This window comes from Roseateles rivi, from assembly GCF_043555845.1.
Classification (GTDB): Bacteria; Pseudomonadota; Gammaproteobacteria; order Burkholderiales; family Burkholderiaceae_C; genus Roseateles; species Roseateles rivi.
Map to the genome: position 1 here is coordinate 1 of NZ_JBIGHZ010000032.1, position 255 is coordinate 255.

Sequence of the window (255 nt, forward strand, 5' to 3'; positions counted from 1 at the left end):
CTTCGTGCCGCGTGAACTCGCTGCAGTGCTCTTCGTCAATCTTGGGCTGCCCCGCGTGGTAGGCCACGTCCTGGTAGGCCTCGCTGGGGTTCTTGGCATGCGCGCTGGGGTCGTCCACCACCACCAGACGGTGCGCCCCGCCCTGGTGTTCGAAGTAGTAGTAGAGGCCCCACTCCTGCATGAGCCGCTCGATGAAGACCAGGTCCGTCTCGCCGTACTGCACCTGGAACTCCCGCTTGGGGTAGCGGTGGGTGA

The 255-nt window shown here is 65.1% G+C and carries 1 protein-coding gene; it reads right to left on the reverse strand.

From position 1 onward, the window contains the following. The coding region (locus ACG0Z6_RS16725) for a contractile injection system protein, VgrG/Pvc8 family (protein ID WP_394463474.1) at nucleotides 1-255 on the reverse strand (255 nt) is incomplete at both ends.